Consider the following 26,331-nt stretch of genomic DNA (forward strand, 5'->3'; position numbering starts at 1 on the left):
TACAGCAGAGTGCTCGGAGCGGTCGCTTCACAAGTTCGGGTAGAGCGGGAATTTCGCCGTCAGGGTGGCGATCCGGGAGCGCAGGTCGGCCAGTAGCCGGCCGGTGGGCGGGGTGACCAGGGTGGTCGCGATGATGTCGGCGACCTCGGCGAACTCCGCGGGGCCGAATCCGCGTGTGGCGAGCGCCGGCGTGCCGATGCGCAGACCGGAGGAGATCATCGGAGGCCGCGGGTCGAACGGGACGGCGTTGCGGTTGACGGTGATGCCCGCAGCGTGCAGCCGGTCCTCGGCCTGGCGTCCGTCGAGGTCGGAGTGGCGCAGGTCGACAACGAGGAGGTGAACCTGGGTACCGCCGGTCAGTACGGAGATGCCGGCCGCGCGGACGTCGTCGGCGAGCAGCCGTTCGGCGAGGACGCGGGCGCCATCGAGGGTGCGGCGCTGCCGGTCGCGGAACTCCTCGGTGGCGGCCAGCTTGAACGCCACCGCCTTGGCGGCGATCACGTGCTCCAGGGGGCCGCCCTGTTGTCCGGGGAAGACGGCGGAGTTGACGCGTTTGGCGAGTTCGGCGTGATTGGTGAGGATCACTCCGCCGCGCGGGCCGCCGAGGGTCTTGTGCGTGGTGGTGGTGACGACGTCCGCGTACGGCACCGGGTCGGGGTGCAGGCCGGCCGCCACGAGTCCGGCGAAGTGCGCCATGTCCACCATCAGGTACGCGTTCACGCGGTCGGCGATCCGCCGGAACTCAGCGAAGTCCAGGTGCAGCGGGTACGCCGACCAGCCGGCGACGATCAGCTTGGGCAGGTGTTCGAGGGCGAGCCGTTCGACCTCGGCCATGTCGAGGCGGAAATCGGTGTCGCGCACATGGTAGGGCACGGCGTTGTACAGCTTTCCGCTGAAGCTCAGCCGCATCCCGTGGGTGAGATGCCCGCCGTGCGCCAGGTCGAGGCCGAGGATCGTGTCGCCGGGATCGAGCAGGGCGGACATCGCAGCCGCGTTCGCCTGGGCGCCGGAGTGGGGCTGGACGTTGGCGAACGCGGCGCCGAAGAGCCGCGTGACCCGGCTGATCGCGAGCCGCTCCATGACGTCGACGTGCTCGCAGCCACCGTAGTAGCGGCGGCCGGGGTAGCCCTCGGCGTACTTGTTGGTCAGGACGGAGCCCTGTGCCTGCATCACCGCGAGCGGAGCGAAGTTCTCGCTCGCGATCAGCTCCAGGGTGTGCCGCTGCCGGTCCAGTTCCGCGGCGACGGCCCGGTAGATCTCCGGGTCGAGCTCGGCCAGAGACTGGTTGTGGGCACTCGACATGGTGGAGGCTCCTCCCTCGGTCAGGCGCCGCTCGGTCGCGGCGCCACGGCTGGGTGACCTCCCCGCTCTGTCATCGGTACCTGAGAGTTTCACCGCGTGAACGGTTTGCACCATGGGTGCAGGACCGGGGTCCTGGCTTTTCAGAGTTCGCCTCGCCGGAGCGGTCATGGGGCCTGAGAGTTTCTGGGGAGAGTTGCTCCTTCGGCGCCTCACCGCGACAGGCAGGCGAGGGCTCTCCCGCTCCGGTGGAAACGGCGCGATATTCAGTTGGTTAGGAACTATGCGAGTTCATCACTATAGAAGGTGCTGAAGGAACTGACCGGTTCTCGCGGGGTGCGGTGCCGATTGAGGTGGTGGTCGGGGTCGGCATGCCCCAGTGCGAGCCCGCAGACGATGAGGTGGTCCTCGGGTATGCGCAGGTGTTCGCGCAGCACCGGATAGAAGTCGATGAACGACGCCTGCGAGCAGGTGTCCAGACCTGCCTCCCGCGCCGCGAGCATGAGCGCCTGCAGGAACAGGCCGGCGTCCACGAGTGCCCCCAAGAGGGGGTGCCGGCTGACGGTGAGGATGATCCCGACCGGTGCGCCGAAGAACTCGTAGTTGCGCCGGTGATGGCTGAGCCTGCCCGCCGTGTCCTCCGGGCTGAACCCGAGCGTGTCGCGGTACAGCCCCTCCCCGAAACGGCGTCGTCGTGACCGGTACGGCTCCGCCCACTCGTCGGGCCGGGGCTGGTACGGGTATTCGGTCTCCGGCACCCGCTCGCCGTCGTCGTGCGCGCGGAGGACCGCGGCGCTGAGGCGACGCTTGGCCGCACCGGTGATGACGTGCACGTGCCAGGGTTGGGTGTTGGCGTTGCTGGCCGAACGAGCGGCCAGGGCCAGCAGCCGGTCGATCTCGGCCCGCGGAACGGCCTTCGGCAGGAAGGCGCGCACGCTACGACGGCCGAGCAGCGCCTCCTCGACTGTCGCCGCGGACATCGTCAGTTCGTCCACGGGTCGCATGTCAGGCGGCGGGCGGGGTGATGTCGTACGAGATGCGCCCGGCGGGCAGGTAGAACAGGGCGATCAGCGCGCCCCCTTTGACCTCGGGGTAGTGGTGGCTGCTGGGCCCGGGCGCGGTCCAGCCCGCGCCCGTCCATCCTCGCGGGCCGATGAGCCGGGCGCCGGGGTCGAGCGGGACGACGACGTTGAGCTCGCCGTAGGGATGCTGATGGTACTGCCCGCGGTAGGGCTCCTGGCTGTCCATGTACACGGCCGTGATGCTGAAGTAGTTCAGTTCCTCGCTCGGTTCGGCGATCCGGCTGCGCCGGTACTTGGGGCCGTCGACTTCGATGTTGGCCGCCCACCCGTCACGGACGCCGTCGGTGATCATGCGAGCGAGGTCGTCGTACAACGGCGTGCCCGGGCCGTAGGTCTCGTTGAGCCAGATCTCGAGGTCCTCGCCGGCGGTGCGGTTCTTGATCTCGTCGAGGAACGGGATGCTGCGCTCGATCAGGTCTTGCGGGGAGGTCATGGAAACTCCTTTCGTTCGATTGCCGCACAGAGGTTCAACGGATACTGTGAGGCGGAGCTGTGGTGATCGGGAGGGATAGCGGCATGGGACGTCTGGCGGACAAGGACCGCGCGGAGCGGCAGGAACGTCAGCTCGCGAACGCGCCGAACGCGGCGGACTTCTCCGAGGCGCTGGCCCGGGGTCTGGCGGTGCTGTCGGCGTTCGGGCCCGACCGGCGGCGTCTCACACAGGCCGACCTCGCGCGCGAGCTGGACCTGTCGCGGGCGACGGTGCGGCGGGCGGTTCTGACGCTGGAGCATCTCGGCTTTCTCGTGATGGACGGCCGCGCGTACGAGCTCACACCGCGAGTTCTCCGTCTGGCCAGCGGCTATCTCACATCGAATGTGGCAGGCGTGATCATGCAGCCGGTGTGCGACCGGATCTGCGGGGAGTTGGGCGAGGCGTGTTCCGTCGCGGTGCTCGACGGCCCGGACGCCGTGATGATCGCCCGTTCCGTGCCGAACCGGTTGCTCCAGATCGGCAGCGGGATCGGCTACCGCACCCCGGCCGCGATCTCCTCGCTGGGCAAGGTGCTTCTCGCGCACCTGCCGCCGGAAGAACGCGCGGCCAAGCTGGCGGAGGTCCCCGACGCTCCCTCCGGTGAGGTTCTCGACCGCGTCCTGCGCGACGGCTACAGCTACGTGGCCGACGACGTGGAACGCGGCGCCCACTCGATCGCCGTGCCGCTGCGCCGCTGGGACGACCGTACGATCGCCGCACTCCACGTCGGATGCCGGATCGAGCAGATCTCTCCGGAGGTCATGCACGGCGACGTCCTCAAGGTCTTGAGGGAAGCCGCCGAGGAGCTTCACCACCAGCTCATGTGACAAGGCCTGGCTCCCGGTGGATCGCCGAGGGGCGGGTGGCGGCGTCGTAGGCGGCGTGACCGCCGACGGCGCCGACTCCGCTGTCACCGGCGGGCTCGAAGACGCGGTCCGGGCCGCCGCCCTGCCATTGGTTGATCCAGATGATCCCGGCGGGGAGGGTTTCGGCTGCTTTCGCGTGCGCGGAGTTGTCCGTGTAGATCGTCGCGGCCAGCCCGAACCGCGACCGGCCGGCGAGCCGCAGCCCGTCCTCGAACGAGTCGACGATCCGCACCGGCGCGACCGGGCCGAAGGTCTCCTCGGTCATGACGAGCATCGTGTCGTCCACATCGGTCAGGACCGTGGGCGGGTAGTAGAAGCCCTTGCCGCCCGGAAGCACGCCTCCGGTGTGCACCTTGGCCCCGCGTGCCACGGCGTCGGTGACATGGGCGTGCACGACGTCGCGCCGGCGTGCGTCGACCAGCGGGCCCAGCATCTTCGCCTCGTCGTCACCGTCGCCGAGTGTGTAGGTCTCCGCCGCCGTGACCAGCGCGTCGATGAACGGGGTGGCGATGTCGCGGTGGACGTAGATCCGTTCCATCGAGGTGCAGATCTGCCCCGTGTTGACGAACGTTCCGTGGGCCACGGCTTGGGCGGTGACGACGGGGTCGACGCCGGTGTCGACAATGACCGGGTCTTTACCGCCGAGCTCCAGAAGCGCCCGGCGCAGCCCGTGGCCGGCCTTCGAGCCGATCGCGCGGCCGACCGGGACTGAGCCGGTGAAGTGGATCAGTCCGACGCCGGGATGCTCGGTCAGGGGTTCCCCGGCCCGCCCGTCGCCGAGGACGAGGTTCGCGACTCCGGGCGGCAGCGTCAGCAGCTCGAACAAGCGGGCCGTCGACAGGGGTGATTTCTCCGACGGTTTGACGACGATGGTGTTCCCTGCGACCAGCAGCGCGCCGACGGCTGAGAGCACCGCGGCGACCGGGAAGTTCCATGGCGTGATGACGGCCGCGACCCCAAGGGGATTGCGGATGATCCGTGTGGTTCCGCCGCCATCGTGCATGGTGGACGTCTCGAAGGAGTAGGTGGCGGCGTCGGCCAGGCTCGCCTTGAGCGCGGCGACGCCACCCGCCACGAAGAAGCGGCCGGCCGCGGCCGGCTTGCCCATCTCCTGGCATTCGAGCTCGGCCAGCTCGGCGGCGTGCTCGGCGATGCCGTCCGCCCATGCGTCCACCAGACGTACGCGTTCCGCGACCGGATACGCGTGCCATTCCGGTTGTGCCACCGTGGCCGCGGTGACGGCCTTGTTCACGTCCAGCGGCGATCCGGCGGGAATCCGGGCGACGACCTCCTCCGTCGCCGGATTCACCACGTCCAGCCTGGCGGGGTCGGCGGACTCGATCCACGTGCCGCCGATGAAGTTGCGCAGCGGTGTCACGCTCGTTCTCCTCATTGTTCAGTTCAGTCCAGAAGGTCGGCGATCAGCTCGCCGGCCATGATCGCCGCGAGGTTGGTGTTGGCACGGGGAACCGTTGGGAAGATCGAGGCGTCCACGACGCGAAGCCCGTCCACGCCGAGCACGCGGCAGGCGGGGTCGACCACCGTGGAGTCCTCGTCCGGGTCGCCCATGCGGCAGGTGCTCGTCGCGTGCTGGGCGTCGAACGCGGTGGCGAGCAGGTAGTCGTCCAGCTTGGCGTCGTCGTCGAGGACAGCGAGCAGCGCCGTGTTGAGACGGTCGGGCGAGAACGCCGTGATCGATTCGACTTCCTTGCTGCGCACCAGGTCCATGAGCTGCCTCGTCGCGGTACGCATCCGACCAAGGTCACGCTCATCGGAGAGCATCCGCTCGTGGACCTCTGGCTGGACCGTGGGATCGGCCGAGACCAGGCTTACGGAGCCGCGGGAGTAGACCTGGTTGACCCACAGTCCGAAGGCGCCGGCGCCGAAGTGCAGATCGGCGATCTCCATGGCCAGGACGTTCTGGTTCCCCGCCATGACGAGGATGTCGTTCTCCTGCCCGGCCGGATCGTCGCTGGTGTAGCGGATGCACACGTTGGTGTGCCGGGCATCGGGGCTCTTGACCGCTGAGGCCTCGTCGAGCGGGATGCCGATGAAGACTACGGGATGGTCCTGCAGCCCCAGCCCGACAGGCAGATCGGCGACCACGTCGACGCCCAGCGACCGCAACTGGTCCGCCGGGCCGACGCCCGAGCGCAGCAGGATCGCCGGCGAGTGGACCGTGCCGGCGCTCAGCACGACGACGTCCGCGTACTCGCTGGTCAGTTTGCCGTCCGCGCGGACCCGCACGCCGACCGCCCGGCCGCCGGAGATGATGACCTTGTCGACGAGCGCGTCACCTCGGACGGTGAGCGTGCCGAGATTCCGTGCCGGTTCCAGGTAGGCGTCGTTGGTCGTCACCCGGCGGCCGAAGCGCGAGTTGATGGGATAGGGCGAAACCCCGGTGGCACCTGGGGCGTTCACGTCGGGCGCCCAGCCGTACCCGGCCGCGAGCGCCGCCTCGTGCAGGGCGTGGTCCACCGCGCCCCAGGCCGCCTGCGGCGTCCGGTAGATCGGGATCGGGCCGCCACGCCCGTGGTAGGACTCGTCGCCGAACTCCTCGTCGTCCTCAAGCCGCGCGAAGTACGGCAGTACGTCCCGCGGGGACCAGCCCGAGCAGCCCATGCGCGCCCAGTCCTCGAAATCCGCCATAGGGGGCCGGATGGCGATCTGACCGTTGACCGCCGAGCTGCCACCGACTCCGCGGCCTCGCCAGAACGGCGCCGGCGCCTGCCTGTCGGTGCGCGTCGCCTGCAACCCCTGCCAGACGAGGCGTTCCGTCGCCGCCGGGTCCATCAGCGCGCGCATCGGATTCGGCGAACGCCAGACCTCGGGCATTTCCCGCGAACGGTAATCCGGGCCGGCTTCGAGGAGCAGCACCCGTTTGTCCTGGGCGGCCAAGCGTGCCGCGAGCGCTGCCCCCGAAGACCCTGCGCCCACCACGATCACATCCCAACCCGTCCTGTCCACGACCCCTCCTGCGCTGTGTTCGATTAACGAACCAAAGTTCGTTTCTTTGGTCACGCCACCGTACGACGGGACGCGCCCCATGCGCAACGGCCTGTTTGACGGGTGCGAATGACGGAGTGTGATGTTCAACTGCCCATTGCGATCCAGACATCCTGGACTTACGCTCTCTCCATCACCGCACATTCGTGCGACAATCGAACATTTTCACGGCAGTATCTGCTGCCGGAGGGAGCAAGATGCCCCGAGAAGAAGACGTCCTGACATCGCTGCCCGAGATCGTGCCGGGGCTGGAGGACCTCTACCGGGACCTGCACGCGCACCCGGAGCTGGCCTACACCGAGCACCGCACGGCCGCGATCGTCGCGGCGCGTCTGCGCGAATGCGGCTTCACGGTCACCGAGCACGTCGGCGTCACCGGCGTGGTGGGCGTGCTGCGCAACGGCGACGGCGCCACCGTGATGCTGCGCGCGGACATGGACGCCCTGCCGGTTGAGGAGAAGACCGGCCTCGACTACGCGAGCACGGCGACCACGACCAATGAGACGGGCGAGACCGTTCCGCTCATGCACGCCTGCGGCCACGACATGCACGTGACCTGCCTGCTCGGCGCGGCACATCTCATGGCCTCGTCGCAGGAGCACTGGTCCGGCACGTTGGTGGCCCTGTTCCAGCCCGCGGAGGAGGGCCGGGGCGGAGCGAAGCGGATGATCGCCGACCGGCTCTTCGAGTTCACGGGGAAGCCGGACGTGGTGCTGGGCCAGCACGTGTTCCCGTACCTGGCGGGCACGATCGGTTACCGCGCCGGCCCGATCCTGGCCGCCTCCGACGGTTACGAGGTCCGGCTGTTCGGCCGGGGGGCACACGGCTCGCGGCCGGAAACCGGGGTCGACCCGGTGGTGCTCGCGGCCTCGGTGGTGATGCGGCTCCAGACCATCGTCTCCCGCGAGGTGGCCGCGGACCAGCAAGCGGTGCTGACCGTCGGCGCGATCAATGCCGGCACCGAGGCGAACATCATCAGCGACCACGCCGACCTCAAGCTCAGTGTCCGCACCTTCGACCGGGAGGTGAGCGCGCGGGTGCTGTCCTCGGTCCGGCGCGTCATCGAGGCCGAGTGCGTCGCTTCCGGCTCCCCCAAGCCGCCGGAGTTCGCCGAGCTGTTCGGCTTCACCCCGACCGTGAACGACGAGGCCGCGACCGAGCGGGTGGTGCGCGGCCTGCGCGCGCGGCTGGGCGCGGACGCCGTACGAGAGATCGCGCCGATCATGGGCAGCGAGGACTTCGGCGAGTTCGGTGCGGCCGTCGGCGCGCCCTATGTGTTCTGGGCCCTGGGCGGCGCCGACCCGCAAGCGTACGCGGCGGCGCAGGCGGCGGGCGTGCTGGAGGAAGAGATCCCCTCCAACCACTCGCCGCTGTTCGCGCCCGTCATCCAGCCCACCCTCGGCACCGGGGTCACCGCGCTGGTGGCGGCGGCCCTGCAATGGCTGGTTGGCACGCCATGACCGGGCGAGGGTTCAGCAGCGACAACGCCGCCGGCGCGCATCCCCTGGTGCTGGCCGCGATCGCCGAGGCCAACAGGGGGCACGCACCCGCGTACGGGGGCGACGCGTGGACCGTGCGGGCGCAGGCCATGCTCGCCGAGAACTTCGGCCGGGGCAGCCAGGCATTCCTGGTGTTCAACGGCACCGGCGCCAACGTCTCCGCGCTCGCCTCGATCCTGCGGCCGCATCAGGCGGTGGTGTGCTCGTCCGACGCGCATCTCCACACCGATGAGTGCGGGGCGCCGGTCCGCTTCACCGGCAGCACCGTGCTTCCGGTTCCGGCGGAGCGCGGTCTGCTGACACCTGAGGCCGTCGAGGCCGTGATCGGGCCGGGCGGCCGTGGCGAGCACCAGGTCGTGCCCGCCGTACTGTCGCTCACCAATGCCTCCGAGCTCGGCACGGTTTACCTTCCTGACCAGGTCGCCGCGCTGGCGGAATGGGCGCACGCGCGCGGGTGGGTGGTGCACATGGACGGTGCCCGGCTGGCGAACGCGGCGGCTTCGCTGAACTGCTCACTGGCGGAGGTGAGCACTGGAGCCGGCGTCGACGTGGTCTCCTTCGGAGGCACCAAGAACGGGATGCTCTTCGGAGACGCCGTGGTGTTCGGCGCGACCCCGGCGGGAGTCGCCGCGGCCCGCGACTACCGACACGTGCGCAAGCAGTCGACGCAGCTCGCGTCCAAGATGCGGTTCCTCGGCGCACAGTTCGTAGCGCTGCTCACCGGCGATCTCTGGCGCCGTAACGCGGCGGCGGCCAACGTGGCGGCGGCGTATCTCGCCGAGCGGATCGCCCAGGTCCCGGGCGTGCGCATCGCTTATCCGGTGCAGGCCAACGCCGTGTTCGCCACGATGCCGCCGGCGATGCGCGCGCCGTTGGCCGATGAGTTCCGGTTCCACGTCTGGGACGAGCAGGCCGATCTCGTCCGGTTCGTCTGTTCGTACGACACGGAACTCACCGACATCGACTCCCTGCTGTCCCGGGCGGAACTCCTCGCGGGCGTCTAGCTCCGGCCCTCCTCGAAGGAAGTGCATCACCAATGACGGCAACCACTGTCGAACAAGACGCGCCGAAGACGTTTCTCGGCCAACCCCGCGGGCTGGCGACGCTGACCGGCGTCGGGATGTGGGAGCGGTTCTCCTTCTACGGCATGCAGGTCGTCCTGCTGTACTACCTGTACTTCTCGGTGTCCGAGGGAGGGCTCGGCCTGTCGATGGCGGCGGCCACCTCCGTCGTCGGCGCCTACGGCGGCCTGGTGTACCTGTCGACGGTCTTCGGCGGCTGGGTCGCCGACCGGCTGCTGGGCTCCGAGCGGACGCTGCTCTGCAGCGCGGTGCTGATCCTGTTCGGGCACGTGTGTCTCGCCGTCGTCCCCGGACTTACAGGGGTCTGGATCGGGCTGTGCCTGCTGGTCCTGGGCAGCGGCGGCCAGGTGGGCAACGTGACCTCGTTGGTGGGGTCGCTCTACGACGCTCAGGACCGGCGCCGTGACCGTGGTTTCATGCTCTTTTACATGGGGCTCAACGCCGGCGCCCTGGCCGGGCCGATCCTCACCGGGCTGGCCCGGACGCGGCTGGGCTTCCACTACGGGTTCGGGCTTGCCGCGATCGGAATGGCCATCGGCCTGATCATCTACGCGACCGGGCGAAAGAACCTGCACGCCCGCGGGCGCGTCGTGCCCGATCCGCTGTCGCGTGCCGGCGCGATGCGGGCTTTGGGCGTCGGCGCGCTGATCGTGGTCCTGGTCGCGGCGGGTGCGGTGTGCGGCGTGCTGTCGGCGCGCCACCTGGCGAGCGTCGTCACCGTCGTGCTGCTGGGCCTCATCGGGGGCTACTTCGTGACCATGCTGCGCAGCGGCAAGGTCACCGGCGAGGAGCGGCGGCGGGTCTACGCGCTCATCCCGATGTTCCTGGTCAACTGCGTGTTCTGGACGCTTTACCAGCAGCAGTTCACCGTCCTGCAGATCTACGCCGCGACCCGCGTCGATCTTCGGGTCTTCGGCTTCCCCATGCCTCCGGAATTTTTCAACTCCGCGGTGCCGGTCTTCGTCATTCTCTGTACGCCGCTGCTGGTGTCACTGTGGGCCAGACTCGGCCCGCGCGAACCGTCGACCCCGGTGAAATTCCTGGTCGGCATCCTCTGCATCGGCGTCTCGTTCCTGCTTTTCACGCCGATGGCCGCGAGCCACGGTGCGGTCAACCCGCCGCTCGCACTCGCCGGGATTCTGCTGGTCTTCACCCTGGCCGAGCTCTTCGTGTCGCCCGTACAGCTGTCACTGTCCACCAAGCTCGCGCCTCAGGCGTTCCGCACCCAGATGGTGGCCCTGTGGTTCTTGTCCACCGCGGCGGGCTCGGCCGCGGCCGGAGCCCTCGCCGCGCTCTATTCCCCCGCCAGTGAGACCGGATACTTCTCGATCTCCGGTATCGCCTCGATCGCGGTCGGCGCACTGTTCGCGCTGACCATTCCCTGGACCAAGAAAATGATGGCCGGCGCTCGCTGAAATCAGCGTCGGCAGGAAAAGAGGAACCGTGTTCACACGTCACGACTCGCTGTACCTCGGCGGCGATTGGGGCGCCCCCGCATCCGACGCGAGAATCGCCGTCGTCTCTCCCAATACCGGAGAGACGATCGGCGAGGTTCCCGAGGCGGTGCACGCGGATGCCGACGCCGCCGTCACGGCCGCGAGACGCGCGTTCCCCGGTTGGCGTGACCGCGACCGCGCCGCCGCGCTGCGTCGCTTCGCCGATGCGATCGAAGCCCGCAAGGACGGCTTCGCCCACCTCGTCTCGGCCCAGAACGGGATGCCGATAGCGTTCGCGTCCCAACTGGAGGCCAACTTCCCGGCCACATTGCTGCGCTACTACGCCGATCTGATCGCGGACGATCAGGAAGAGGCCAGACCTGGACTGCTCGGGGGAACCGTCCGGGTCCGCAGGGAGCCGCTCGGTGTCGTCGCGGCGATCGTGCCGTGGAACTTCCCGCAGACCCTGGGCTTCATGAAGATCGCGCCCGCGCTGGCCGCCGGGTGCACGGTGGTGGTCAAGCCATCGCCCGAGACCGTGCTGGACAGCTTCCTGCTGGCCCAGGCCGCGATCGACGCGGAACTACCCGCCGGTGTGCTCAACATCGTGCCCGGTGGACGGGACCTGGGCGCCTACCTCGTGACCCATCCGGGCATCGACAAGGTGGGGTTCACCGGTTCGACCGCGGCCGGGCGGGAGATCGCCGAAAGGTGCGGGCGGCTGCTGCGCCCGGTCACCCTCGAACTCGGCGGCAAGTCGGCCGCGATCGTCCTCGACGACGCCGACCTGGACCTCGGCGCGATCGGACAGGATCTGTTCCTGGCGACATTGGCCAACAACGGGCAGACCTGCTACCTCGGCACCCGGGTGCTCGCCCCGCGTGCCCGGTACACGGAGGTCGTCGACACTCTCACCGAGTTCGCCGCCTCGCTGAACGTCGCCGACTCGCTCGACCCCGGCGCCCAGATCGGGCCAATGGTCAGCGCCCGGCACCGCGAGCGCGTGGAGGGCTACATCGCCAAGGGGCGCGCGGAAGGCGGCCGCGTCACCACAGGCGGAGGCCGGCCGGCGGGCCGCGACCAGGGCTGGTTCGTCGAGCCCACCGTGTTCGCCGACGTGGACAACGACGCCACCATCTGCCAGGAGGAGATCTTCGGCCCGGTGCTCGCCGTGATCCCCTACCGTGACGAGGAGGAGGCCGTCCGCATCGCCAACGACTCGGATTTCGGCTTGGGCGGCACGGTCTGGTCCGCTGACCCGGAGCGCGCGCTGAGACTGGCCCGAAGGATCGAGACAGGGACGATCGGTGTCAACCGCTATCTCCCCGACCCGGCGGCGCCCTTCGGCGGCGTCAAGGCCAGCGGCATCGGCCGCGAACTCGGCCCCGAGGGGCTGGCCGCCTACCAGCAGCTCAAGTCCATCTACTGCTGAGGTCGGCTCCCCCGGGAGCAAACCGCTGACACCCACGAGACGCACCGCAAAGGATAGTTCGTCCATGACCGAGTTCAACCCCGCCGACATCCGCGTGATCGCCTGCGACATCTTCGGCACCACCTTCGACTGGCGTACCGGCGTCGCCGATCAGGTATCCCAGGTCGCCGCCGAGCAGGACGTAGCGATCGACGGTGGTGAGTTCGCCGACGCCTGGCGAGACCGATACCTCCCTGTGACTTGGATCGCTTGAGGTCGTGATTCTTGGATCGGTATTTGTCGTGGTCGGATTGGCTGCGGTGGTTGGTCCTGAGTGTTCTGAACAGGCCGCTGCCTGGCCCGGAAGCGGGGGCCAGGCAGCGGCTCAGTTCATGATCGTTGGTGGCGGATCTCTGTTGGTGGTTGGTGTGATCTCACATCGAGCCGATGACGAGGTTCTGGCGGGCGGCGTCGACGATCTCCTTGGTGATGACCGACATGTTGTTGATCTTCATGATTCGCTCGATCTGCCCGATGAGGCGCACGGTGAGCCGGAAGTTGCCGCTGGTGATGCGGGTGATGGCGGCGACGGCTTCAGTGGTGGCGTAGTCGTCGCTGTCGCCGAGGCGTAGATGGGGCCATGATCGGGCCAGGACGAAGGCCTGCTCGTTCGCGGACATGGGCTTGTAATGGTGGACGAACCCGACCCGGGAGTAGAGCTGGGGGTAGCGCGAGAGCCGCTTTTCTATGCCCGGCATCCCGATCAGGATCAGCCCGATGCCGGTCCGGTCGTGGTGGTCGCGTAGTTGCTCCAGTGCCGCGACCCGGAGCCTGTCGGCTTCGTCCACGATGAGGAGTTCGGCATGAGTACTGGCGTTGAGCATGCCGTGCTCGTCGACGCCGCGGCCGGAGTTGAGCATGATCTCTACGTTCCAGCCGAGCCGGTCGCACAGGAAGGAGATCTCTTTGTCGAGGTGGTGTGGGGTGTTGTGGACCTTGGGTGTGTACATGACGGCGCGGGCGGCCAGGAGGTGCGCGGCTGAGGTGTCGCCGTCGTCGGAACCGGCGGGGCGAGTGCCGTCAAGGTGGTGGGCGAGCCGATCCCATTGGGAGTAGTGGCGGGCCGATTGTGTCTTTCCGACGCCCGGGGCCCCGAAGCAGAGACCGACGTAGCGTTCGCGACGTACGGCGTCGGCGAATTCGACGAAGAGCCGGTGTTCTTTGGTGATCATGATGGGGGCGGCGGCCCCTGTTGTCGCGTACCCGTTGGCGTCCGGGCCGGGCCGGTGAGGCGGTGGCGGCCGGTCGCTGATGTCCAGGCGGGGAGCGTGGCCGCCGGGTGCTGGCTCACCGGGCAGTTGGCCGGGCGGAAGGTCTGCGTCTGCGGGGTCGGGCTGGTCCAGGGGATCGGGGGGTGGGTCGGGGGTTTCGCCTGGGTCGCTGTCATCTGTTAAGTCCACGCGTGGTGTGTGTCCGGGCGGGGAACGGATCACTCATTCCAGTAGCGTTTGAGTCGCGGACTGTCACGGCGGGTAGGGGTGGTGTCCGCCCCTGGCGGCGGCTCGGGGCAGGGATCGCCGCGCTGGGCGGCGGTTGCGGTGTCGGGCGCTGCGGGCTGGGTCAGGCTGTGCCAGTTGGCCGGCGCTGGCGTGGGGTAGGCGGCGGGCAGCGGTTCGGCGTGGGCGGCCAGGAGCCGGTCGACAACGGCGGCTCGGCTGGTCAGGTGGCCGCGCAGCTCCTTTCGGCGGGCGTTGCGGGCGGCGGTGATCTCTTTGAGGCTGATGGTGGTCTCAGCGAGTTCGGGGCAGATCGCCCGGCACAGGAACTCTTCGCTGCCGTCGCCGCCGCGCAGGTAGACGCGGATCTCGGTGATGTCGCGCGGGTCGTAGCGGATCGTGGTCTGCTCGCCTGTGTAGAAGGCCAATACCGGGTCGAGGTAGCGCAATGACAGGAAGTGGATCCCATCAGTGTGGATCTTGCGGGGCTTGGCGACCGTGAGCAGCAGCAGGTCCAGCTGCTCGAGTGAGTCGGGCATGCGCGGGATGAACGCGCCGGCCTCCCAGCGTGCCTGCGGCGCTGTCTTGGTCTCGGAATGGGGCCGCTGGTTGTAGACCTGATGGAAGAACCGGCCGATCGCGGTGTCCAGTTCGGGCAGGGTCAGCGTGGCTTGCCCGGCCCGGTCGCAGGTGCCGCGCGGTGCGTAGCCGGGCAGGTGGGCCAGGCACATCTGGTTGACGGTGCCGATGAGCCGCTCGATCTTGCCGTGGCCGTGCGGCTGGCCCTTCTTGGTGTAGACGGGTGTGACCTTCAGGTCGGCCATCACCTGCTGCAGGTGGGCGGAGGTGAAGTCGGCGCCGTGGTCGAGGTGCAGGACCGACGGGACGCCGCACACGTGCCAGGACGGTTCGTTCTTGCGCCAGATCGCGTGCCGCAAGGCCAGTGCGGTGCTCAGCGCCGAGGGCGCTTCCAGATTGACGGCGTATCCGGCGATCGCGCGGGAGTGGTCATCCTCGATCACGGTCAGCCACGGCCGGGCGGGGCTGTCGTTGTCGTCGATCACCCAGATGTCCAGCTCGGTGTGGTCGGCCTGCCAGATCTCGTTGGGTTTGGCGGCCTCGCGCCGGTAGACCAGCTCAAAGGTCTCGCGGTACTTCTTGGTCCCCTGCACGCCGAGGGTGACCAGCGCCGGGTCCAGCGAGCTGACGATCTTATGCACCGTCCAGTACGTGGGGATCGGCCAGTCGCGGGCGGCGGCGACGGAAGCGCTCTGCCGGTGGATCGTGGCCACGCTCGGCCGCGGCGTACGCAGCGCCATTCCCTCGATGAAGGCCACCAGCTCCTCGGGGAATCGGCGCAGCCCCTTGTCCTTTCGGCCGGCCCGGGCCAGCGCCTCCAGTCCACCCTGCCGGTAGGCCGCCAGCCAGCGCTGCAACGTCCGGTAGGTGACACCGCTCTCGCCCTGCCCCGCCGCCAGCCGGGCCAGGGGCACTCCCTCGTGCAGATGCGGGGCCAGCAGCTCGTAGCGGGCCATCGCCGACCCACGGCCCGTCCCGGCGGCCCGCCCGGATCGGGCCGGGGTGCTCGCGGCCCCGACTCCTGGCGGCTCCTCACTCGCGGTGCTCACCATGTCATCGTCGGCCCCGCGCGCCGCACAGACCACCTGCCTCGAAGCCACACTCATGCCACAGCCGGCGCAACCACGGTCAAGCCAGTCCTGATCGCGCCACCAGGCGCAGGCGGAGCCGAGCGCGTCCAGGCGGGCGTTGATGGTGCCTGCGGCGCGTCTGGGCGCGTTTCCATGGGCTTATGTTCTGCCCCCCCCGTGAGGGTGTACCTGCAGCGGGAGCGCAGGCTGGTCGATGGTCGCCCAGATGCCCGGGAGGGCGGCCAGACGGGCGGCGTGGTGGCGGCCCTTGGCCTGCAGTTTCGGGCACGGTGCGGCGCGCGTGCTCGTCGGCCGCGCTGGAGGAGACGAAGGTGATCGCGGAACGTAGTGGAGTCGAAGGCCGGGGCCTGGTCGAGGTCTTCTGCCGGAGCGACCTCGACCAGATTGGGGTGGGTCAGGCGTCGATGGCCTGGTAGAGGGTGGTCCAGAAGTCGTGGATGGCCCGCGCCGAGTCCGGGGTGGACATCCCGGACTGGGTGAGCAGGATGCCGACGAGGCCGTTCTCGGGGTCGGCGTAGGTGGTGGTGCCGGCTCCGCCGTCCCAGCCGAACTGGCCGATGGGCGCGTAGTCGCCGCGGTAGGTGCGCACCGCCATGCCGAAGCCCCAGCCGCCGTGCTGCCCCAGGCCGTACCCCGTATGGAGGACGTTGCGGGCATAGACCTCTCGGGCGGCTTGCTGCTCGGGCGTGAGGCGGTTGGTGGTCATCAGCTCGACGGCGGCCCGGGACAGGATGCGTCGGCCGTCGTGCATGCCGCCGTTGAGGAGCATGCGGAAGTAGGCGTGGTAGTCGTCGGCGGTGGAGTCGAGTCCGCCGCCGCTGGACGGGAACGCCGGAGGCTTGCTGTGGTGTCCGCCTTCGGCCGGGTCTTCCACGTTGAACTCTCCGGTCTGCCAGTCGGGGGCGTACAGGGGCGGCAGCCGGTGGATCTTGTCGGCGGGCACGTGGAAGGCGGTGTCGGTCATGCCGAGGGGGTCGAAGATGCGCTCGCGCAGGAACGTCTCGAACGGCTGGCCGGTGACCCTGGCCACCAGCACGCCGAGCAGGTCGTCGCTGAGGTTGTACTGCCAGCGCTGTCCGGGCTGGTAGGCCAGCGGGAGCGTGCCGAGGCGGCGCATCCACTCATCCGGGTCCGAGCCCGGCAGCAGCCATCCGTCCTCCTGGCCGTAGACCCCCCGCTCGAAGAGCGCGCCCATGATCGGGGCGGTCTTCGCCGTCAGATCCAATCCGAGCCCGCAGGTGGAGGTGAGCAGGTCGCGTACGGTGATCGGCCGCCGCGCCGGCACGGTGTCGTCCAGCGGGCCGTCGGGCCGCTTCAGGACCTGCCGGTCGGCGAGTTCGGGCAGCCACGGATCCACCGGGTCGTCCAGCCGCAGCCGGCACTCATCCAGCAGGACCATCGTCGCCGACACCGCGACCGGCTTGGACGTGGAGGCCATCCGGAAGATGGTGTCGCGGCTCATCGGCGCGCCCCCGTCATGGCGCATCGTCCCGATCGTTTCGACGTGTGTCTCCTCGCCCCGGCTGACCAGGGCGACGAGTCCGGGAATCTTCCCGGACTCGACATGCCCGGCCAGCACCTCGCGCAGTCTGTCCAGCCCGGTCTTGGAGAAGCCGCTGTTGCTGTGTCCCATCACAAATTTCCTTACATACAAGTGTTCGATACACAACGTTGATCTTGCGTGACCCGTCCCGTCCCGTCCCGGCGTGGCGCTCGGCCTCGGGCGCGATGTGCTGGGTCGTCGTCAGACGGTCTTGTCGTGTTTCCTTAACCGGCGGCGCGCTCGATGGCGTCGGTCAGTTGCTTCCGCGCACGGGCGGGGACGTAGCCGCCGTCGGTGTAGTTCCGGGCGAACGCCTCGGCGAATTTCACCGGGTCCTGCCCGACGATCTCGCGGATCGGCGTTCCGGCCGCCGCGGCCTGTTCGAACAGGGCGGCGAGGTCTTCGAACCTCGACGCGTCGCTGTCGGCGTCAGTCGGCACGAAGTGCATCATGTGCCGCTGAATAGCTTCGACCGCTGTGCGGTAGTTCGGCGGAAGCTGTCGTACGCGCGCCTGGTATTGCCGCCACCGCCGCTTGGGGCCGATCATCATCGCGACGAAACCGCCGAATTTGGTGTCGGACATGGTGATCCGTCTCCTTTGTGGAGCTGTTCGAGCCGTTGTGTGGGGGAAGCTCCAGATCCTCCACCAGGCCGGTTGTTCATGCATCGCTGAACGTCTGCGACAGTACATTGCATTCATAGATGAGTCAACATATTGGAAAAGCCGATAAGCCTGTTAAAGCTCAGTCTGTGGACGAATACTGCAATGAGTATGACGCTGATTGCAATAGATGATCAAGATCTGTGTTGCAATGGACTGCGAGTGATTGCATACTGTGCGGCGGGAGTGCGGGCGCCGAGGCGCGCACGCCGGCAGATGGAGACGAGCACCGATGCCCGGAGACAGACTCACCGACGAGGACCGTCGGCACATCGCTACAGGGCTGGCCGAGGGGCTCGGATACACCGAGATCGGCCGGCGTCTCGGGCGGCCCGGCTCAACCATCATGCGGGAGGTCACCCGCAACGGCGGACCCGACGATTACCGGGCGCAGCGGGCGCAGGAAGCCACCCAGCAGCGTGCGCGCCGCCACCGGCAGGCCAAACCTCCGGCGCCGCCGATCGGCGACAGCAGCCACGGGCGCGACCCCCAGGCGGTCCAGAACGTCACCGAATCCTTCGCCACGCTCCTTGAGCAGCAAGGGATGCCCCGGATGGCGGCCAGGGTGCTGGCCTGCCTGCATGTCACCGACTCCGGCAACCTCACCGCCGCCGACCTGGTCCAGCGGCTTCACGTCAGCCCCGCGTCGATCTCGCAGACCGTCGCCCTCCTGGAACAGCAGGGACTCCTCAAGCGGGAACGAACTCCCGGCGGGCGCCGCGAACGCTACGTCGTCGACGACGAGCTCTGGGTCCGCTCCACCCTCGCGGCTCTGCAGATGAACGAGACCCTGGCCGCCACCTCGCAGCGCGCGGCGGAGGTCCTCGGGGCCGCGACCCCGGCTGGCGCCCGCTTCTGCTCCTCTGCCGAGTTCCTGCTCCTCGTGAACGCGAGCCTCGGACAGGTCATGGAGCAGTGGCAGCAGAACCAGGACGAACGGAACGCCAGGCACCGGTCATGATCTCTCGCGGCTTTCGGCGGGGCCCAGGAAGGGATCCCCTATGAAGACGCACTCCCACCATCGCTCGCTCCTGCGCGGCATGCCATGTACGCGATAACGGCTTATTATCACGTACATGAGCGATCATGGCGGCGCCCCTACCAGGAGAACCCTTCACCAGAGTGGTGCGCGACTCTGGCACGTTATCCGGTACATCACCGGGACCGGTGCAGCGCTCGCCGCCAGGCGGCTGGTATGAGCGCGGCGCCGAAGGTCGCCGCCCTGCGCGGCGGGAACGTCACCCTCGCTGCGGCCGCCGACGCCTACTTGGCCACCCCGCGCACGGCCAACCCCAACACCCACCGCGCCTACGCCTCAGCCGTCGACCGCGTCATCACCCGGCTCGGCCGCGATCGGCCGCTGGCTGAGGTCGCCGACGCCGAGATCGGCACCGCGCTCGCCGAACTGTGGGGGGCGAGCGCGCCGGCGACCTGGAACCGCAACCGCGCCGCCATCACCTCCTGGCTGCTCTGGTGCCAGGCCAAGAAGCACTGGGCCGCGCCGTCGGTCCCGGCTGAGGCCGAACGCCGTAAGGAGAGCGCGGACGAGACCCGCGCCGTGGCCAAGACCGCGATCCACCGGCTGCTGTCACGGCGCGACATCCCGCTGCGTGAGCGGGCGCTGTGGAGGATGCTCTATGAAACGGCGGCCAGAGCGGCGGAAATTCTCGCGCTGAACGTCGAGGACCTCGACCTGGAGCACCGCCGCGCACCCGTCCGGTCCAAGGGCGGCGCCATCGAATGGGTGTTCTGGGAGACGGGCACCGCCCACCTCCTGCCCCGGCTCCTGCGTCTCCCGGACGGCAGCACTCGCGCCCGCGGCCCGCTGTTCCTGTCCGAACGCCGCCCCGTCCCCGCCCGCCACCCGGCCCCCGCCGACATCTGCCCGCACACCGGCCGCGCCCGCCTCGGCTACGACCGCGCCCGCGTCCTGCTGGACAAGTACGCCGGCCTCGACCTGCACCAGCTGCGCCACAGCGCCGCCACCCACCTCGGCGAAGCCGAAGTCCCGCTCCAGCTCATCATGGGCAAGACCCGCCACAAGAACCCCCGCACCGCCATGCGCTACGTCAAACCCGGCCCCGAAGCCATCGCCAAGGTCACCGAGCACCTCGCCCCACCCCGCCGCCGACACTAGGCCCCGTCACAAGGCCGGGCACCTGGACGCCATCCCACGCAGCTCAAACAGGTAGTCGCTCATACCCCGCCCCCGGCTCGAGGCGATCACTACGGGGACCCCGACGACAAATACCGATCCAAGAATCACGACCTCAAACGATCCAAGTCACAACCTCCCGTCCATCCAATGCGTCAATCGCGGCGAACGCGACTGGGCCCACCTTGACACACTGCACCGCGAATCCTTGGACGACCTGCTGGAGAACCGCGGTATGGCCGGCGCGTTCGACGAGGCCGCCCGCCAGCGCATGGTCCGCGCGTGGCACCGGCTGCCCGCCTGGCCCGACGCGGCTTCCGGGCTGGCACGGCTGCGCGGACGTTACGTCGTGGCGGCACTGTCGAACGGCGGTTTCGCGCTGCTGACCAACCTCATCAACAGTACGCACCTGCCCTTCGACTGCGTCCTGTCGGCCGAACTCGCCCGCATGTACAAGCCCGCTCCGGCCCCCTACATGACCGCCGCCGACCTGCTCGACATCGAGCAGGACCGGATCCTCATGGTCGCCGCCCACACCTGGGACCTCGACGGAGCCCGCCAGGCCGGGCTGCGCACCGCGTTCCTGGAACGGCCCCTGGAGAAAGGACCTGACCGCCCCGCCGACCGCGCCGCCAACACCACCAGCGACCTCGCCGCCACCAGCTTCGACGAGCTCGCCGACAAGCTCGGCTGCTGAAGCGTGATCAAGGCTCGACTAGGCGGGATCACACGGTGACAGGCTCTTCATGTTGGGTACGAGCCGCGCCCACTCCTGCGGCTCGGGCACGGAGGCGATGTCGCAGGCACGGCGTAGCGACGCGCCTTCGTCCAGGTCCCACCAGCGCAGCGTGCCGTGCGCTCCGATGACGGCCAGGCGGCCGGAGGCGAAACCCAGCGCCCGGACGGAGCCCTGGCGGGTGGACAGCGCGAACAGCTCGCGCCGCCCCTGGACCTGCCAGAGCCGTACCGTGCCGTCGTCGGAGCCGATCGCCAGCACGGTGCCGTCCGCGTTGTAGGCGAGCGCCGTGATCGGTGAGGTGCCGGCCGTGAGGAGCTGCCGCGACGCGGGATCGCCGAGCCGCCGCAGGTAGACGGCCCGGTCCTCGCCGGTCGTCAGCGTCCGGACCCCGGGGTCGAACGCGAGCGCGCCCACGGTCCCGGACGCCGTCCAGGTGTCCGTCCTGATGGCTGGACCTGTGGCGATGCGCCACACCAGGATCCCGTCGCCATAGCCGCCCGCCACGAGGTCGCCGGCGGGGTTGATGGCGACCCGGCTCCGGTCCGCGGCTCCGGGGTCGGGGTGGTCGAGCCGGTAGAGCTCGGTGCGGTGCCGGAGATCCCAGAGGCGGATCCGTCCTGTGTCCGCGCCGACCGCCAGCAGGTCGCCGTCCTTCCCGCCCCTGGCCAGGCCGCTGATCGGTGGGTACGGCACAGGCAACTGTCCGCACGGTCCTGTGGCGGCGGCCGGTCCGCCATAGCGGACGACGCCGTCGACGGCGCCGGTCACCAGCCCCCAGGGTCCCCATGCCGCCGCGATCGATTCCGGCTCGGGGCAGCCGCGGACCTCCCAGCCCGCGCTGTCCCAGATGGCCCCGGTCGTGTCGGCGGCGGCGCTGACCAGCAGCGTGCCCCGGCGCGGGAAGGCGACCGCGTGCACGGGGGCGCTGTGGCCGGTCAGCTCGGCGAGCCGGCGGCCCGCCGCCACGTCCCACAGCAGGATCCGCTGATCCTCCCCCGCTGTGGCGAGCAGCCGGCCGTCGCCGCGGAAGTCTAGGTCCCACACGGTGCCGCGGTGCCCGGTCAGTACGCCCGACGGGTGCCAGTCGGACGTGCGCCAGAGTCGTACGGCGCCGTCGTCACCCGCGGCGGCCAGCCGGGTGCCGTCCGGGCTGAAGGCGACGTCGCGCACCGCGTGCGCGCCCGCTTTGAGGGTCACCGGTGGCCCGCCCTTGCCGTCGGTGCGCCAGAGCCGCAGCCGCCCGTCGCGGCCCGCGGCGGCCAGCAGGGTGCCGTCGGGGCTGAACGCGGTCCCTTCGATGGGGTCGGCCCCCCACGGCGGAGGCGGCAGCGCCCGCAGGTCGCCGGCCCGCCACAACGCCACTCCGGTCCCGGCCACGGCCAGGATCGCGCCCTTCTGATCGAACGACAGCCCGCCCATCGCCGCACCGCCCGGCAGCGGGCGGGTCGCCAGCACCCGGCCCGTCCCGGCGTCCCACATCCGCAGCCGTCTGTCGTCTCCCGCCCCGGCGACCAGACGGCCGTCCGGGCTGATGGCGATGGCGGTGAGGCGTGCGGAGAGGTCCTCCAGCGTATGGATCACGGTCCGCCGGCGGGCGTCCCACAGCAGGGCGCGGCCGCCGTGGTCGACGGTTGCCAGGGTCGAGCCGTCAGCGCTGAAGGACGCTCCCCAAAGGGGAGCCTTGTGTCCGGCCAGGCGCGCCACGAACCCTCCTGCCTGGGTGCTCATGAGCGCGCCGAGCGACTGCGGTGTGCGGTCCTGCTCGACGGCCGCCGCGGCGAGCAGCGCCGACACCTCCGGCCGGGATGCGGCCAGCCTGGCCGCCTCGACGGACAGCCGCCCGGCCAGGGAACTCCGTTGCGCCTGTCCCGTCTGCTCGACCACCACGACCGCGCCGGCCACGGTCAGCGCCAGCGTGACCGCCAGGCAGCCGACCAGGCGGCGCAGCCTGCGGTTACGCCTCAGCGTCTCCAGCCGCTCGGACTCCTGCCCCTGCCAGCTGGCGGTCAGGAAGGCGCGCTCGACCGGGGTGAGGGCGCCGGCGGGCGCTATGTCGGCCCATTCGCGCAGCGTGGTCAGGTGGGGGCCGCGCAGCAGGAGGTAGTCGTCACGTTCCGCGTGCTCCCACGCCTCGGCGGCGTCGGTGAGCCGCTGCCTGATCCGGAGCCCCGCCCGGTCGGTGTCGATCCAGCCTTTCAGCCGGGGCCAGGCGTCGAGCAGCACTTCGTGGCTGATCTCGATCCACTCGGCGTCGGCCGTCAGCAGGCGGTCCCGGATAAACGTCTCGACGACGGCCTGCGCGGCCTCGTCCCCGGTCAGCGTGTGGCGGGCGAGCCGGCGGCGGCTGTCGGCCACCCCGTCGCCGATCTGGACCAGGCGCAGCAGGGTGTTCCTGGCCACCTGCTGCCGCGCCGCGTCGAGCTGCTCGTACGCCTGCTCGGCGGTGATCTCGATGGCGGCCCGGATGCCGCCGGTGCGTTCGTAGCCGGCGACCGTGAGCAGGGCGCCGGTCCGCTGCTGCCAGGTGGCGCGCAGGGCGTGGGACAGCAGCGGCAGCGCCCCGGCCTCGCAGGCGCCGCTGGTCCTGGCGCCGACGTCGCGTAGCAGCAGCTCGACCAGGCCGGGTTCGAGAGCCAGCCGTGCCACCGCGGCGGGTTCGCTGATCGCCTGCCGGAGCTGCCCGGCCGCCATCGGGCCAAGCGGCAGGCAGCGCGCCCGCAGCGCCGCCAGCAGCGGCGGGTGGGCCAGGCAGTGGCCGTAGAAGTCGGCGCGCACGCCCAGGACCACCGCGAGCCCGGCCGCCGACCGGTGGCACAACTCGGCGATGAACGCCTGCCGGGCGGCCTCGTCCTCGCAGAGCGTGAACAGCTCCTCGAACTGGTCGACGATCACCAGCGTGCGGGAGTCGACGCCGCCCAGCTCGCGCATCGGCCGGGCCGTAGGCGTCAGGTACGCCACACTCGGCTGCCCGGGCCGGCGGCCGGGAAGCGCCCCTCGCAGCACGGCCGGGGCCAGACCGGCTCGCAGCAGCGAGGACTTGCCCACTCCCGAGGGGCCGATCACGATCGCCGGATGGCCTGCCGTATCGGGATCGGCCAGCAGGTCCACCAGGTCGGCCACGGCCCGGTCGCGGCCGAAGAACCAGCGCGCGTCCTCCGTGCGGAAGGACATCAGCCCCGGATAGGGGCAGCCGGCGGCGGGATCGGCGAAACGCCGCCGCCGCTCGGCTCCGATCCCGGCCTCGCGAAAATCCGCTCCGTTCGCCACACGGGAAATCTACCGTCACCCAACGTCATCGGAGATGGACTCTTCGCACATGGGCTCGTGCGGACGGTCTCAGCCCACGGTGATGGCGAGCTTGCCGATGGCGCCCGCGCCGAAGTCGTCGAACGCCTGGGCCGCCTCCGCCAGCGGGTAGGAGCGGGTGACGGGCACCCGGATGGCGCCGCCCGCGGCGTCGGCGGCCAACCGGTCCAGGACGGCGACCGTGGGGTCGGCCATGACCGCGGTCGCGGCGAGCCGATCGCCTTCGGGCGCGAAGCCCAGGGTGGAGGCGAACCGCCCGCCGTCGGTCACCAGGTCGGCCACCAGGGCGCCGTCACCGGCGAGGTGCAGGCCCGCGGTCACCCCTCCGGGCGCGAGGGCGCGGACCTGGGCCGCCAGGTCGCCGCTGTGGTCCACCACGTCGATGCCGTCCCCGGCCAGGTCGCGGACGAAGTCGGTCTCGGCGCCCGGTCGCGCGGTGGCGATCACCTGGGCGCCGCGGGCCCGGGCGTACTGGAGCGCGAGCGCGCCGACCCCACCGGTCGCACCCACGATCAGCACGCTCTCCCCCTCCCGGAGGTCGAGGGCCTCGACGGCGGTCAGCGCCGCCGTGCCGGCCAGGCCCAGCGCGCCCGCCTCGGCGACGCCGAGCTTGCCGGGAACGCGCGTGACGCCGTAGCCGGCCGTGACGGTGACGTACTCGCCGAGCGAGCCGGTGCCCAGGAACGGCTTCATCACCACCCCGAACACCACGTCACCGGCCGTGAAACCGGTCACGTCCGAGCCGACGGCCTCGACGGTGCCGGCGAAGTCCTTGCCGAGCACCAGCGGGAAGCGGTGCTCCATCATCCCCTGCAGCATTCCGGCGGCGGTGGCCGCGTCGAAGCCGTTGACGGAGGTGGCGGCGACGCGCACCAGCAGCTCACCGGCCTCGGGGGCCGGGGCGGGCACCTCGGTCAGCGCGGGGCTGCCGGGAACGGCGGTAACGACCAGAGCGCGCATGGCGGTCCTTCCTAGAGGTAAATGAAGGGTTCCCTCCATTTGTGAGTCAGCGTAACAGCATAACTGGAGGTCTTACTCCACTTGTATGCTGGAGAGGTGACTACCCCGCCATCGCTGCGCGCGGACGCGGCCCGCAACCGTGAGCGCATCATCGCCGCCGCCCGCCGCGTCTTCGCCGAGCAGGGGCTGGACGCGCCCATCGAGGAGGTCGCCCGCCAGGCCGGGGTCGGCATCGCCACCCTCTACCGGCGCTTCCCCACCCGGGACGAGCTGATCGCGGCCGCGTTCGACAACAAGATGGCCGCCTACGCCGACGCGGTCAGCGTCGCCCTGGCCGACCCGGACGCCTGGCACGGCTTCTGCGGCTACCTGGAGACGGTGTGCGCCATGCAGGCCACCGATCGCGGCTTCGCCGACCTGCTGACGTTGAGCCTGCCGACGGCCAAGGAGTTCGAGGCCGAACGCGCCCGCGCCTATCACGGCTTCGTCGAGCTGATCGACCGGGCCAAGGCGACCGGACGGCTACGCGCCGACTTCGTGCCCGAGGATCTCGTGATGTTGCTGATGGCCTGCGCGGGCGTCATCACCGCAACGGCCGACGCGGCGCCCGGCACCTACCGGCGCCTGCTGGCGTACCTGCTCCAGGCCTTCGCCGGGCCGGGGGCGGAGCCGCTCCCCGACCCGCCGACGCCTACCGCGATGTATCGGGCGCTGCTCCGGCTGCAGGGCCGGTGACGGGACGCGCCCTAGTCCTTCAGGCCCGCGCCGAGGTCGGCGTTCATCACGTACTTCTGGAAGATCAGGTAGATCGCGACAAGGGCGATCATGGACAGGACCGACGCCACTGGAACGACATGATGGCGAGGGTCATGATGATCGGCCGGGACAGCGGGAGCATGATCCGGATGAAGTCGTAGCGGAAGTGCGAGACCATCCACATCGTCCAGCCGGTGGCCGCCGCCTCGACGCTCCCGTCGAGAGTACGGCGTTCGCCCGCGCCTTCCGCGACGGCGGTGACCCGGTGGATGGAGCCCTCCGGCGAGGGCGCGGCGATGAGCACCCCCACCTTGGCCTCCCCGTCACCGGTGACCGTCACAGGCTCGGGCGTGGTGCCGACGGGTGGGAAAGCGCTTTCGCGGATCCTATAGAGCCCTGGTTCGGCTCTGCTACCCGGTATGCCCAGATTCGTCCGGTTGACTGCTCGCATGACGCCCGCCGAGGGGTTCCCGGCGCGCGATGATCTTGCGGTAGCTCAGCCGCCACCCCTGGTCGCCGTACGAGATGACGTCGTCGTAGGTCACGCTTCCGCAGGTGCCGCCCGCCATGATGCTGATCCCCTTGGATCGGGCGCGGACCTGACCGTCGGCGATCTCGGTGAGCACGACGTTCGTGACGTGATGGCCGACGGGGTTCGCCGCACCCAGCGTGAGCGCGGCCGCCCTGATCGCCGCCACCCCTTCCAGCGATCCGGCGCCGAAGTCCGAGGCGTCGTAAACGACGTCGGCGGTGAACAGCTCGTCCAGCCGGTCCAACTCGCCGTCGTCGAACAGGTGCCCGTGCAGGGAGATCAGCTCTGTGATGGCCGCGCGATCGTCGGCGCCCAGTGTCATGCGGGACAGACTAAGTGGGGAACTCCCCATTTAGCAA

Annotated in this window: 23 protein-coding genes and 1 riboswitch; of the genes, 10 read left to right on the plus strand and 13 right to left on the minus strand. The window is 70.0% G+C overall.

Translation table 11 applies throughout. The features are described from left to right. Positions 1-27: 27 nt before the first annotated feature. The 3 genes from glyA to AB0B91_RS43085 all read right to left on the minus strand — a co-directional run bounded on the left by glyA (position 28) and on the right by AB0B91_RS43085 (position 2,814). Positions 28-1,302, minus strand: a complete 1,275-nt coding sequence (gene glyA / locus AB0B91_RS43075; RefSeq protein ID WP_358333238.1) for a serine hydroxymethyltransferase — start codon at positions 1,300-1,302, stop codon at positions 28-30. A gap of 151 nt (positions 1,303-1,453) precedes the next feature. Then, positions 1,454-1,552, minus strand: a riboswitch (glycine riboswitch). A 28-nt stretch (positions 1,553-1,580) separates the two neighbouring features. Next, complete coding sequence (locus AB0B91_RS43080; protein WP_358333241.1) at positions 1,581-2,294, minus strand: nitroreductase; 714 nt, start codon at positions 2,292-2,294, stop codon at positions 1,581-1,583. A gap of 10 nt (positions 2,295-2,304) precedes the next feature. After that, positions 2,305-2,814, minus strand: coding sequence for a DUF4863 family protein (locus AB0B91_RS43085; protein WP_358333244.1), 510 nt, complete (start codon positions 2,812-2,814; stop codon positions 2,305-2,307). A gap of 83 nt (positions 2,815-2,897) precedes the next feature. Between AB0B91_RS43085 and AB0B91_RS43090 the strand changes: the two genes are divergently transcribed. Next, positions 2,898-3,680 (plus strand): IclR family transcriptional regulator C-terminal domain-containing protein, encoded by a 783-nt coding sequence (locus AB0B91_RS43090; RefSeq protein WP_358333247.1) that lies wholly within the window; start codon positions 2,898-2,900, stop codon positions 3,678-3,680. On the opposite strand, the gene AB0B91_RS43095 is transcribed toward AB0B91_RS43090, so the two are convergent. Next, entirely contained in the window at positions 3,673-5,097 is a 1,425-nt protein-coding gene (locus AB0B91_RS43095) for an aldehyde dehydrogenase family protein (protein ID WP_358333250.1), read from the minus strand. The two genes, AB0B91_RS43090 and AB0B91_RS43095, sit on opposite strands and share 8 nt — an antisense overlap. A 23-nt stretch (positions 5,098-5,120) precedes the next feature. Continuing rightward, positions 5,121-6,686 carry a GMC family oxidoreductase gene (locus AB0B91_RS43100; RefSeq protein ID WP_358333253.1) on the minus strand — a complete coding sequence of 522 codons (1,566 nt, stop codon included), beginning with the start codon at positions 6,684-6,686 and terminating at the stop codon, positions 5,121-5,123. Positions 6,687-6,922: 236 nt separating this feature from the next. Between AB0B91_RS43100 and AB0B91_RS43105 the strand changes: the two genes are divergently transcribed. The 5 genes from AB0B91_RS43105 (at position 6,923) to AB0B91_RS43125 (ending at position 12,427) form a co-directional block, all read left to right on the plus strand. Next, on the plus strand, positions 6,923-8,185 hold the full coding sequence (locus tag AB0B91_RS43105; RefSeq protein ID WP_358333256.1) for an amidohydrolase: 1,263 nt from the start codon (positions 6,923-6,925) through the stop codon (positions 8,183-8,185). Further along, positions 8,182-9,228: a beta-eliminating lyase-related protein gene (locus AB0B91_RS43110; RefSeq protein WP_358333258.1), complete on the plus strand. Its 1,047-nt coding sequence runs from the start codon at positions 8,182-8,184 to the stop codon at positions 9,226-9,228. Before AB0B91_RS43105 ends, AB0B91_RS43110 begins: the two co-directional genes overlap by 4 nt. Before the next feature lie 32 nt (positions 9,229-9,260). Then, entirely contained in the window at positions 9,261-10,721 is a 1,461-nt protein-coding gene (locus AB0B91_RS43115; protein ID WP_358333261.1) for an oligopeptide:H+ symporter, read from the plus strand. A 28-nt stretch (positions 10,722-10,749) separates the two neighbouring features. Then, positions 10,750-12,174: an aldehyde dehydrogenase gene (locus tag AB0B91_RS43120; protein WP_358333263.1), complete on the plus strand. Its 1,425-nt coding sequence runs from the start codon at positions 10,750-10,752 to the stop codon at positions 12,172-12,174. 64 nt (positions 12,175-12,238) lie between these two features. Beyond that, positions 12,239-12,427, plus strand: coding sequence for a hypothetical protein (locus AB0B91_RS43125; protein ID WP_358333266.1), 189 nt, complete (start codon positions 12,239-12,241; stop codon positions 12,425-12,427). Between the two features lie 160 nt (positions 12,428-12,587). Here AB0B91_RS43125 and AB0B91_RS43130 read toward each other — a convergent pair whose 3' ends face one another. From AB0B91_RS43130 to AB0B91_RS43145, 4 genes are all read right to left on the minus strand, one after another. Next, a complete protein-coding gene (locus AB0B91_RS43130; protein WP_358333269.1) occupies positions 12,588-13,613 on the minus strand; it encodes an AAA family ATPase in 1,026 nt (341 codons plus the stop codon). Positions 13,614-13,642: 29 nt separating this feature from the next. After that, the gene (locus tag AB0B91_RS43135) at positions 13,643-15,277 is read right to left on the minus strand and encodes a Mu transposase C-terminal domain-containing protein (RefSeq protein ID WP_358333272.1); all 1,635 of its coding nucleotides are present in this window, start codon (positions 15,275-15,277) and stop codon (positions 13,643-13,645) included. A 436-nt stretch (positions 15,278-15,713) separates the two neighbouring features. After that, entirely contained in the window at positions 15,714-16,952 is a 1,239-nt protein-coding gene (locus AB0B91_RS43140) for a serine hydrolase domain-containing protein (protein WP_358333275.1), read from the minus strand. Between the two features lie 134 nt (positions 16,953-17,086). After that, on the minus strand, positions 17,087-17,446 hold the full coding sequence (locus AB0B91_RS43145) for a DUF1048 domain-containing protein (RefSeq protein ID WP_358333278.1): 360 nt from the start codon (positions 17,444-17,446) through the stop codon (positions 17,087-17,089). Between the two features lie 310 nt (positions 17,447-17,756). Between AB0B91_RS43145 and AB0B91_RS43150 the strand changes: the two genes are divergently transcribed. From AB0B91_RS43150 to AB0B91_RS43160, 3 genes are all read left to right on the plus strand, one after another. Then, positions 17,757-18,485 (plus strand): MarR family transcriptional regulator, encoded by a 729-nt coding sequence (locus tag AB0B91_RS43150; RefSeq protein ID WP_225303134.1) that lies wholly within the window; start codon positions 17,757-17,759, stop codon positions 18,483-18,485. Between the two features lie 234 nt (positions 18,486-18,719). Beyond that, positions 18,720-19,661: a site-specific integrase gene (locus tag AB0B91_RS43155; RefSeq protein ID WP_358333282.1), complete on the plus strand. Its 942-nt coding sequence runs from the start codon at positions 18,720-18,722 to the stop codon at positions 19,659-19,661. Positions 19,662-19,824: 163 nt separating this feature from the next. Continuing rightward, positions 19,825-20,376, plus strand: coding sequence for a haloacid dehalogenase type II (locus tag AB0B91_RS43160; RefSeq protein WP_358333619.1), 552 nt, complete (start codon positions 19,825-19,827; stop codon positions 20,374-20,376). 18 nt (positions 20,377-20,394) lie between these two features. On the opposite strand, the gene AB0B91_RS43165 is transcribed toward AB0B91_RS43160, so the two are convergent. Both AB0B91_RS43165 and AB0B91_RS43170 read right to left on the minus strand, forming a co-directional pair. After that, on the minus strand, positions 20,395-23,685 hold the full coding sequence (locus tag AB0B91_RS43165; protein WP_358333285.1) for a hypothetical protein: 3,291 nt from the start codon (positions 23,683-23,685) through the stop codon (positions 20,395-20,397). Between the two features lie 69 nt (positions 23,686-23,754). Next, positions 23,755-24,684, minus strand: a complete 930-nt coding sequence (locus tag AB0B91_RS43170; RefSeq protein ID WP_358333288.1) for an NADP-dependent oxidoreductase — start codon at positions 24,682-24,684, stop codon at positions 23,755-23,757. A gap of 96 nt (positions 24,685-24,780) precedes the next feature. Here AB0B91_RS43170 and AB0B91_RS43175 point away from each other — a divergent pair, with 96 nt between their 5' ends. Beyond that, positions 24,781-25,419 (plus strand): helix-turn-helix domain-containing protein, encoded by a 639-nt coding sequence (locus tag AB0B91_RS43175; RefSeq protein ID WP_358333291.1) that lies wholly within the window; start codon positions 24,781-24,783, stop codon positions 25,417-25,419. An 88-nt stretch (positions 25,420-25,507) separates the two neighbouring features. Here AB0B91_RS43175 and AB0B91_RS43180 read toward each other — a convergent pair whose 3' ends face one another. Both AB0B91_RS43180 and AB0B91_RS43185 read right to left on the minus strand, forming a co-directional pair. Further along, on the minus strand, positions 25,508-25,780 hold the full coding sequence (locus AB0B91_RS43180; protein ID WP_358333294.1) for a hypothetical protein: 273 nt from the start codon (positions 25,778-25,780) through the stop codon (positions 25,508-25,510). Between the two features lie 70 nt (positions 25,781-25,850). Continuing rightward, positions 25,851-26,294, minus strand: a complete 444-nt coding sequence (locus tag AB0B91_RS43185) for a nuclear transport factor 2 family protein (RefSeq protein WP_358333297.1) — start codon at positions 26,292-26,294, stop codon at positions 25,851-25,853. Between the last annotated feature and the right edge of the window lie 37 nt (positions 26,295-26,331).

This window comes from Nonomuraea sp. NPDC049141, assembly GCF_040648415.1.
Taxonomy (GTDB): domain Bacteria; phylum Actinomycetota; class Actinomycetes; order Streptosporangiales; family Streptosporangiaceae; genus Nonomuraea.

Bases quoted from the DNA above. Each gene is read 5' to 3' on its own strand.
- AB0B91_RS43185 (WP_358333297.1), bottom strand. From the start codon at position 26,294: ATGACACTGGGCGCCGACGATCGCGCGGCCATCACAGAGCTGATCTCC.
- AB0B91_RS43150 (WP_225303134.1), top strand. From the start codon at position 17,757: ATGCCCGGAGACAGACTCACCGACGAGGACCGTCGGCACATCGCTACA.
- AB0B91_RS43145 (WP_358333278.1), bottom strand. From the start codon at position 17,446: ATGTCCGACACCAAATTCGGCGGTTTCGTCGCGATGATGATCGGCCCC.
- AB0B91_RS43125 (WP_358333266.1), top strand. From the start codon at position 12,239: ATGACCGAGTTCAACCCCGCCGACATCCGCGTGATCGCCTGCGACATC.
- glyA (WP_358333238.1), bottom strand. From the start codon at position 1,302: ATGTCGAGTGCCCACAACCAGTCTCTGGCCGAGCTCGACCCGGAGATC.
- AB0B91_RS43155 (WP_358333282.1), top strand. From the start codon at position 18,720: ATGAGCGCGGCGCCGAAGGTCGCCGCCCTGCGCGGCGGGAACGTCACC.
- AB0B91_RS43105 (WP_358333256.1), top strand. From the start codon at position 6,923: ATGCCCCGAGAAGAAGACGTCCTGACATCGCTGCCCGAGATCGTGCCG.
- AB0B91_RS43115 (WP_358333261.1), top strand. From the start codon at position 9,261: ATGACGGCAACCACTGTCGAACAAGACGCGCCGAAGACGTTTCTCGGC.
- AB0B91_RS43090 (WP_358333247.1), top strand. From the start codon at position 2,898: ATGGGACGTCTGGCGGACAAGGACCGCGCGGAGCGGCAGGAACGTCAG.
- AB0B91_RS43140 (WP_358333275.1), bottom strand. From the start codon at position 16,952: ATGGGACACAGCAACAGCGGCTTCTCCAAGACCGGGCTGGACAGACTG.
- AB0B91_RS43170 (WP_358333288.1), bottom strand. From the start codon at position 24,684: ATGCGCGCTCTGGTCGTTACCGCCGTTCCCGGCAGCCCCGCGCTGACC.
- AB0B91_RS43085 (WP_358333244.1), bottom strand. From the start codon at position 2,814: ATGACCTCCCCGCAAGACCTGATCGAGCGCAGCATCCCGTTCCTCGAC.
- AB0B91_RS43110 (WP_358333258.1), top strand. From the start codon at position 8,182: ATGACCGGGCGAGGGTTCAGCAGCGACAACGCCGCCGGCGCGCATCCC.